At 72.0% G+C, this 8,103-nt stretch carries 5 protein-coding genes; 4 read left to right on the plus strand and 1 reads right to left on the minus strand.

The features are described from left to right. Positions 1–8: 8 nt before the first annotated feature. Complete coding sequence (locus tag STRTUCAR8_RS40255; protein WP_006382143.1) at positions 9–1,250, minus strand: hypothetical protein; 1,242 nt, start codon at positions 1,248–1,250, stop codon at positions 9–11. A 353-nt stretch (positions 1,251–1,603) separates the two neighbouring features. Between STRTUCAR8_RS40255 and STRTUCAR8_RS40260 the strand changes: the two genes are divergently transcribed. The 4 genes from STRTUCAR8_RS40260 to STRTUCAR8_RS40275 all read left to right on the plus strand — a co-directional run. Then, positions 1,604–3,058, plus strand: a complete 1,455-nt coding sequence (locus STRTUCAR8_RS40260; RefSeq protein WP_006382141.1) for a diaminobutyrate--2-oxoglutarate transaminase family protein — start codon at positions 1,604–1,606, stop codon at positions 3,056–3,058. 101 nt (positions 3,059–3,159) lie between these two features. Next, entirely contained in the window at positions 3,160–5,181 is a 2,022-nt protein-coding gene (locus tag STRTUCAR8_RS40265) for an IucA/IucC family protein (protein WP_044473723.1), read from the plus strand. 82 nt (positions 5,182–5,263) lie between these two features. Then, complete coding sequence (locus tag STRTUCAR8_RS40270; protein WP_006382139.1) at positions 5,264–5,998, plus strand: GNAT family N-acetyltransferase; 735 nt, start codon at positions 5,264–5,266, stop codon at positions 5,996–5,998. An 84-nt stretch (positions 5,999–6,082) separates the two neighbouring features. Continuing rightward, positions 6,083–8,103: ATP-dependent DNA helicase (locus STRTUCAR8_RS40275; protein ID WP_006382140.1), on the plus strand; the 2,021-nt coding region annotated here is incomplete at its 3' end.

Here is an 8,103-nt window from a genome sequence, read left to right on the forward strand (position 1 = left end):
CTACTTCCTTACTGGGTGGCGAACTTGGTGCTCACCTTGTCGTACACGCCCTTGGCGACCTTGCCCAGCCGCGGGCCCGCCAGCCAGCCTGATTTCACCGGGCCGATCGAGGTGTTGGAGACAAGGGCCGGGTCGCCGTCCGGGCCCGTGGCGACCCAGCCGCCGCCGGAGGAACCGCCGGTCATGGTGCAGCCGATCCGGTACATGGTCGGATCCGACCTGACGATCGACAGGCGTCCCGGCCTGTCCTGGCACTGGTACATCGTCTCGCCGTCGAACGGGGCCGCCGCCGGATACCCGGTCGCCGTGATGCTGTCCACCTGCGCCACGGCGGGCGCGGCGAAGTCCACCGGCAGGGCCGAACCGACCGTCTCCTCCAGTGACTTGCCGCTGCCGCCCTTCTCCGGCGTCACATGGATGACCGCGAAGTCGTAGGGTGCTCCGTCGCCGCCCGTCGAACCGCCCTGCCCGATCCACTGGTCCGAGGTCTGTGCCCAGTCGGCCCACCAGACGCCGTAGGGAGCGATCTGCGCGCGGGGAGTGTTCTCCACCTCGGCGCTCGATCTGCCCGCGTCGTTGTACGACGGCACGAAGGCGAGGTTGCGGTACCAGCCGCCCTTCTTGCCGGCGTGCACGCAGTGACCGGCCGTCCAGACGAGGTTCGACTTCCCGGGGTGAGCGGGGTCCTCCACCACCGTCGCCGAACAGACCATCGTGCCTTCTGGGGCGTCGAAGAACACCTTGCCCGCCTCGGGCACGTTGGCGTGGTAGGCGGGCGGCACGGCCTTGGCGTCCACCGCCGCCGGCGTCGGGTCGGTGACGCCCTGGTCGCCCGAGAGGTCGCCGGCGTCGACGCTCTTCTCCGGGTCGTCGGCGTCCCGCATCCGGTCCGTGTTCCAGAGACCCTCGATGATGGGATTGACGTAGTCCTCGGCCTCGCGCAGCCAGTCGTCCTTGTCCCAGTTCTTCCAGGCGCCGTTCTTCCACTTGTCGATGTCGATCCCGTGCTCTTTGAGCTTGTCCCTGAGCCCGTCCGGGATCGTGATCTTTCCGGTACCTGCACCGGCGTTGTCGTCGGCCGCCGAGGAAGAGGCCTTCCCGCTCGCGTCGGAGCTCCCCGAACCCGAGCCGCAGGCGGTGGCGGTGAGCGCGAGCGCCAGAGCGAGGCCGACGGCGGCCGGCGCGGGGGAGGTTCTGCGGCGCCCACCGTTCCCGTGGCGGGTGATGAAAGGCGGGCGTATGCGTCCCATGATCTGACTCCCCCTGGCGTGGTCCAACCCTGTGCTGTCCCCGCACGGCATCACACACTATGCGGTCGCTGTGGGGGACATCCGAGGGAACGGCAACGGTTTCGCTACGGCGGTCTGATCTGCGGATCGCCCGCCGGCCCGCCGGTGTGACGCCTTGGCACGGCTGTTCCCGGAGTGCCGAGTCCGTCGTGCTGAGGCGAAGACGCCGCCGCGGTAAGGATCTTGAGCCGACCCGTGACTCCTGGGGTGTGCCGGGTGTTGGTAACGGGAGCGGTGTATCGCCGAGTTGGCGGCGGCGGGGCGGCAGAGCAGTGGACCAGCGGGGAGTTGGGGCGTTGGAGTTGCGGGAGTCCATGGAGACAGGGGAGTGCACGGGGGCGCGCGGGGCGCACGAGGGGATCCTGCGGCGCCAGTCGGCGCGTGAATCGGCGGCACGCACCTACGCGCGCGCCCTGCCGATCGTGCCCGTCCGGGCGCGGGGGCTGACGATCGAGGGCGCCGACGGCCGCCGCTACCTCGACTGCCTCTCGGGCGCGGGGACACTGGCCCTGGGCCACAACCACCCCGTCGTGCTGGAGGCCATCCGCAAGGTCCTCGACTCGGGGGCGCCGTTGCACGTCCTCGACCTGGCGACCCCCGTCAAGGACGCCTTCACCACCGAACTGTTCCGGACCCTGCCGACCGGACTCGCCGACCACGCGCGCGTGCAGTTCTGCGGACCGGCCGGGACGGACGCGGTGGAGGCCGCGTTCAAGCTCGTGCGCGCCGCGACCGGCCGTACCGGCATGCTCGCCTTCACCGGCGCGTATCACGGCATGACCGCCGGTTCGCTCGGCGCCTCCGGCCACGCGACCGACATCCAGGTCGCCCGGCTGCCCTTCCCCCAGGACTACCGCTGCCCCTTCGGGATGGGCGGTGACCGTGGCGCCGAACTCGCCGCCCGCTGGACGGAGTCCGTCCTCGACGACACCAAGTCGGGTGTGCCGTCGCCCGCGGGCATGATCCTCGAACCCGTCCAGGGCGAGGGCGGGGTGATCCCGGCGCCGGACCCCTGGATGCGGCGTATGCGACGGATCACCGAGTCCCGCTCGATCCCGCTGATCGCCGACGAGATCCAGACCGGCGTCGGCCGTACCGGCAGGTTCTGGGCGGTGGAGCACAGCGGGGTCACCCCCGACGTGATGGTGCTGTCCAAGGCGATCGGCGGCAGCCTGCCGCTGGCCGTCGTGGTCTACCACGACGACCTCGACGTCTGGGAACCTGGCGCCCACGCGGGCACCTTCCGCGGCAACCAGCTCGCCATGGCAGCCGGCACGGCCACTCTGGCCTACGTACGCGAGCACGGCCTCGCCGAACGCGCGGCCGTCCTGGGCGCCCGTATGCTCGCCCAACTCCGGCAGCTGGCAGCTGAGTTCCCGATCATCGGGGACGTGCGCGGACGAGGGCTGATGATCGGGGTCGAACTGGTCGAGCCCGGAGCGGAGCGCGGGCCGGGAGCCGCTGCGGACTCCGCCGACGGGTACCGGGACGCCGACCCGGAGATCTTCCCCGGGCCGGCCGACGGCGGGCCGCGTCCCGCGGCGCCCGAACTGGCCGCCGCCGTACAGCGGGAGTGCCTGCGCCGGGGCCTGATCGTCGAACTCGGCGGGCGCCGGGCGAGCGTCGTCCGCCTGTTGCCGCCGCTGACCATCAGCGACGAGCAGACCGTCGCGGTACTCGACCGACTGGCCGACGCCGTGGCAGCGGTGTCTCGCGGTCACACCCCCCTCGGCCGTCCCCGTGCCGGCCACTCCGAGCGAGCGGGCTAGCCAGGCTCCGACGCCCGCCAGTACCGCCCCTGGACCCCTACCACCCCGGTTCGTATCCCCCCCCCCGCACGCGCAGTCGAGCAATATCCCGAGGACTGGTCTTGAACAGCACCCCCGTACCCGAAGGCCGTTCCCACACCGTCCCCGCGCGCGGTTCCGGGCCCGCGCGGGAGACGGTGCCCCGCCAGAAGGGAACAGCCGGCGGCGCCGAGTGGGCACGCGGTGCCACAGCCGACCTGCTGGAGCACCTGGATCCCCACACCGCGGCCCAGGCCGCCGCCACCGAGAACCTGCTGCGCTGCTGGGTACGGGAGAACGACCTCACCGCCCCCGAAGACGGCACCCTCCGCATCCCCCTCCCCACCAGCGGCACCGCCCTGCTGGCCCCGGTCCACTACTGGTCCCCGACCGGCTGGCACCGCTTCGGCCTCCCCCACCTGGCCGACGCCCCCGCAGGAGCCCCGGCGGCGGACGCGGTCACCGTCGCGACGCTGCTCGCGAGAGAGGCGTACGACGGCCCGCAGCCGGTCGGGACCGGTGCCGACCCGGCGACCGAGGCACCCCCGGCCCACGCGGACGGCACGTCAGCCGCCGCCGAGGCCGCCGCTGAAGCCGCCGCCCCGGCACCTCCCGCCCCCTCCGTCCTGCCCCCCGACGCCGTCGACCTGGTCGCCCGGGTCGCCGACTCGGTCCGACGGACCGCCACCTTCATCAGCGACCGTCGCGCACAGCCCGCCGACGGCCCCGACCTCTTTCTCGCCGCCGAACAGGCACTGCTGCTCGGTCACCCGATGCATCCGACCCCGAAGAGCCGTGAAGGGCTCGCCGAGGCCGAAGCCCGGCTCTACTCGCCCGAGTTGCGCGGCTCCTTCCCCCTGCACTGGCTGGCGGTGGCCCCCTCCGTCCTCGCCACGGACTCCGCCTGGACCGAGCGCGGCCGCCCCATCCGCGCCGAGCAGCTCACCGCGCAGCTCATCGGCGCCGCACTGCCCCTGCCCGACGGCTACGCGGCTCTCCCGCTGCACCCCTGGCAGATCCGCGAGACCAGGCACCGCCCGCAGATCGCCGCTCTGTTCGAAGCCGGGCTGCTCCGCGACCTCTGCACCCACGGCTCCCCCTGGTACCCCACCTCCTCCGTGCGCACGGTCCACCGCTCGGGCGCCCCCGCGATGCTGAAGCTCTCGCTGGGACTGCGCATCACCAACTCGCGGCGCGAGAACCTCCGCAAGGAACTCCACCGGGGAGTCGAGGTCCACCGGCTGCTGCGCGGCGGACTGGCCAAGCAGTGGCAGTCCACGCACCCGGGCTTCGACATCGTCCGCGATCCGGCCTGGCTCGCCGTCGACGACCCGGACGGCCACCCGGTCCCCGGCCTCGACGTGATGATCCGGCACAACCCGTTCCACCCGGCGGACGACGTGTCCTGCATCGCCGGTCTCGTGTTGCCCCGGCCCCGCGCCCACCTGGGCGACGCGGCAGACCGGCGGTCGGCCGGTCCGCTTCTGCGGTCCCGGCTGGCCGAGGTCGTCACACGTCTCGCCGGGAAGACGGGCCGCCCCCGAGGCGCCGTGGCCACCGAGTGGTTCCTGCGCTACCTGGAGCAGGTCGTCCGGCCCGTGCTCTGGCTGGACAGCGAGGCAGGCATCGCCCTGGAGGCCCACCAGCAGAACACCCTGCTCCTCCTGGACAGCGACGGCTGGCCCAGGGGAGGCCGCTACCGCGACAACCAGGGGTACTACTTCCGCGAGTCCCGGCGCGGTGAACTCGACGCCCGGCTGCCCGGCATCGGCGAACAGAGCGACACGTTCGTCTCCGACGAGGTCACCGACGAACGCTTCGCCTACTACCTCGGCATCAACAACGTACTGGGCCTCATCGGCGCGTTCGGCTCCCAGCGCCTCGCCGACGAACAGCTGCTGCTCGCCGCGTTCCGGCGCTTCCTCGGTGACGTCGCCTCCGGCCCCGCCCGACTGCGTACGACGCTGCCCGGCCGTCTGCTCGACTCACCCGTCCTGCGCTGCAAGGCCAACCTGCTGACCCGGCTCCACGGCCTCGACGAGCTGGTGGGCCCGGTCGACACCCAGTCCGTGTACGTCGCCATCGCCAACCCCCTTCGCCCCTGACCTCCCCGGCACCGGCGACGACACCGACTCCCTTTCACCCCCGAGGAACACCCCACACCCCATCTCCTGAGAGGAGCGTCCCGTGCCTTCTGCCGACGCGCGCACCGACGCCCGTACCGACCGCCGAACCACCTCGACCGCCGAGAGCGACAACGAGGCCACGCTGGAGCTGCGTCTGCCCGACGAGTTCCTCGCGCTGTACGCCGGCACGGGCAACGCCGCGGACACCGTCCCCCCGGCCGACGACGACCTCCTCGACCGCATCGGGGAATGGGGGCCGAGGAGCACGGCCGCAGGCTCGTTCAGCCTCCTCCCCGTACAACTTGAGCGCGATCTCCCCCTCGTCGGGCGCTGGATAAACGACCCCACCGTCGCCACCTTCTGGGAACTCGCCGGCACCGAACGCGTGACCGAGGCCCATCTGCGGTCCCAGCTCGACGGTGACGGGCGCAGCGTCCCCTGTCTCGGCGTGCTGGAGGGCACCCCGATGAGCTACTGGGAGATCTACCGCGCCGACCTCGACCCCCTGGCCAGGCACTATCCCGCCCGTCCCCACGACACCGGGGTGCACCTTCTGCTCGGCGGTGTCGCCGATCGCGGGCGTGGACTGGGCGGCGTCCTGCTCAGAGCCGTCGCCGACCTCGTACTCGACAACCGTCCTCGCTGCGGGCGCGTCGTCGCGGAACCCGACCTGCGCAACACCCCCTCCGTTTCGGCCTTTCTGAGCGCCGGTTTCCGGTTCTCCGCCGAGGTCGACCTGCCCGCCAAGCGGGCCGCCCTCATGGTTCGGGACCGGGGCCTGCGCGATGCGCTGTAGACCTCCTGCGTCCCGCCCTGCCCCACCGTGCTCTCCCGCCTTGACCACCCGATTGTCAGTGCCGCCCCGTAGGGTGGTCGCGCTATGACGAAGCCCTCACTCCCCGAACTCCTGCACGCTGCCGTCACCGCCGTCGGCGGTACGGAGCGCCCCGGCCAGGTGACCATGGCCGAAGCCGTCGCGGAGGCGATCGACGACGGTTCCCATCTGCTGGTCCAGGCAGGCACCGGCACCGGAAAGTCGCTCGGCTACCTCGTACCCGCGCTCGCGCACGGGGAGAGGGTGGTCGTCGCGACCGCGACCCTCGCGCTGCAGCGCCAGCTCGTGGAGCGCGACCTGCCCCGCACGGTCGACGCCCTGCATCCGGTCCTGCGCCGGCGCCCCGAGTTCGCGATGCTCAAGGGCAGATCGAACTACCTCTGCCTGCACCGCCTCCACGAGGGCGTACCGCAGGACGAGGACGAGGGCCTCTTCGACCAGTTCGAGGCCGCGGCACCCACCAGCAAGCTGGGCCAGGACCTGCTCCGCCTGCGTGACTGGTCCGACGAGACCGAGACCGGCGACCGTGACGGCCTCACCCCCGGCGTCTCCGACCGGGCCTGGGCACAGGTCTCCGTCTCCTCCCGAGAGTGCCTGGGCGCCTCGAAGTGCGCGTACGGAGCCGAGTGCTTCGCCGAGATGGCCCGCGAGCGGGCCAAGCTCGCGGAGGTGATCGTCACGAACCACGCGCTGCTGGCGATCGACGCCATCGAGGGCGCGCCCGTCCTCCCGCCGCACGAGGTGCTGATCGTCGACGAGGCGCACGAACTGGTCTCGCGGGTCACCGGAGTGGCCACCGGTGAGCTCACTCCGGGCCAGGTCAACCGTGCCGTGCGCCGGGCGGCGAAGCTCGTCAACGAGAAGGCCGCCGACCAGCTCCAGACCGCGGCCGAGGGGTTCGAGCGGGTGATGGAGCTGGCCCTGCCGGGCCGCCTGGAGGAGGTCCCGGAAGACCTCGGGTACGCGCTGATGGCACTGAGGGACGCCGCCCGCACGGTGATCTCCGGGATCGGCGCGACCCGTGACAAGTCCGTCCAGGACGAGGACGCGGTCCGCAAACAGGCGCTGGCCTCGGTGGAAAGCGTCCACGACGTCGCGGAGCGGATCGCGAACGGCTCCGAGTGGGACGTCGTCTGGTACGAGCGGCACGACCGCTTCGGTGCCTCCCTGCGGGTCGCCCCGATGTCGGTGTCGGGCCTCCTCAGGGAGAAGCTCTTCACGGACCGCTCCGTGGTCCTCACCTCCGCGACACTCAAGCTGGGCGGCGACTTCAACGGCGTCGGCGCCTCTCTGGGCCTCTCCCCGGAAGGCACCGCGGGCGACGACCTCCCCCAGTGGAAGGGCGTCGACGTCGGCTCGCCGTTCGACTACCCGAAGCAGGGCATCCTGTACGTCGCCAAGCACCTGTCGCGCCCCGCGCGCGACGGCGACCGCGGTGACATGCTCGACGAGCTCACGGAGTTGATCCAGGCGGCGGGCGGGCGCACGCTCGGCCTGTTCTCCTCGATGCGGGCGGCCCAGCTCGCCGCCGAGGAACTGCGTTCCCGCATCCCGGAGTTCCCGATCCTCCTGCAGGGCGAGGAGACGCTCGGCGAGCTGATCAAGAACTTCGCGGCCGATCCGCGGACCTGTCTGTTCGGCACGCTGTCGCTCTGGCAGGGCGTCGACGTACCGGGCGCCAGTTGCCAGCTGGTCGTCATGGACAAGATCCCGTTCCCGCGCCCGGACGACCCGCTGATGAGCGCCCGCCAGAAGGCCGTCGAGGACGCCGGGGGCAACGGTTTCATGGCCGTCGCCGCCACCCACGCGGCCCTGCTCATGGCTCAGGGCGCCGGCCGCCTCGTCCGGGCGACGGGGGACCGCGGTGTGGTCGCCGTACTGGACCAGCGCCTCGCCACAGCCCGGTACGGGAGCTACCTGAAGGCGTCCCTGCCGGACTTCTGGTACACCACCGACCGCAATGTGGTCCGGCGCTCGCTGGCCGCGATCGACGCGGTCGCGAAGCAGACGGAGACCACCGAGCCGGTAGTGGAAGAGGCAGAGGCCGAGCAGGCGGAGGAGGCGTA

Source organism: Streptomyces turgidiscabies Car8 (genome assembly GCF_000331005.1).
GTDB classification, from domain to species: domain Bacteria; phylum Actinomycetota; class Actinomycetes; order Streptomycetales; family Streptomycetaceae; genus Streptomyces; species Streptomyces turgidiscabies.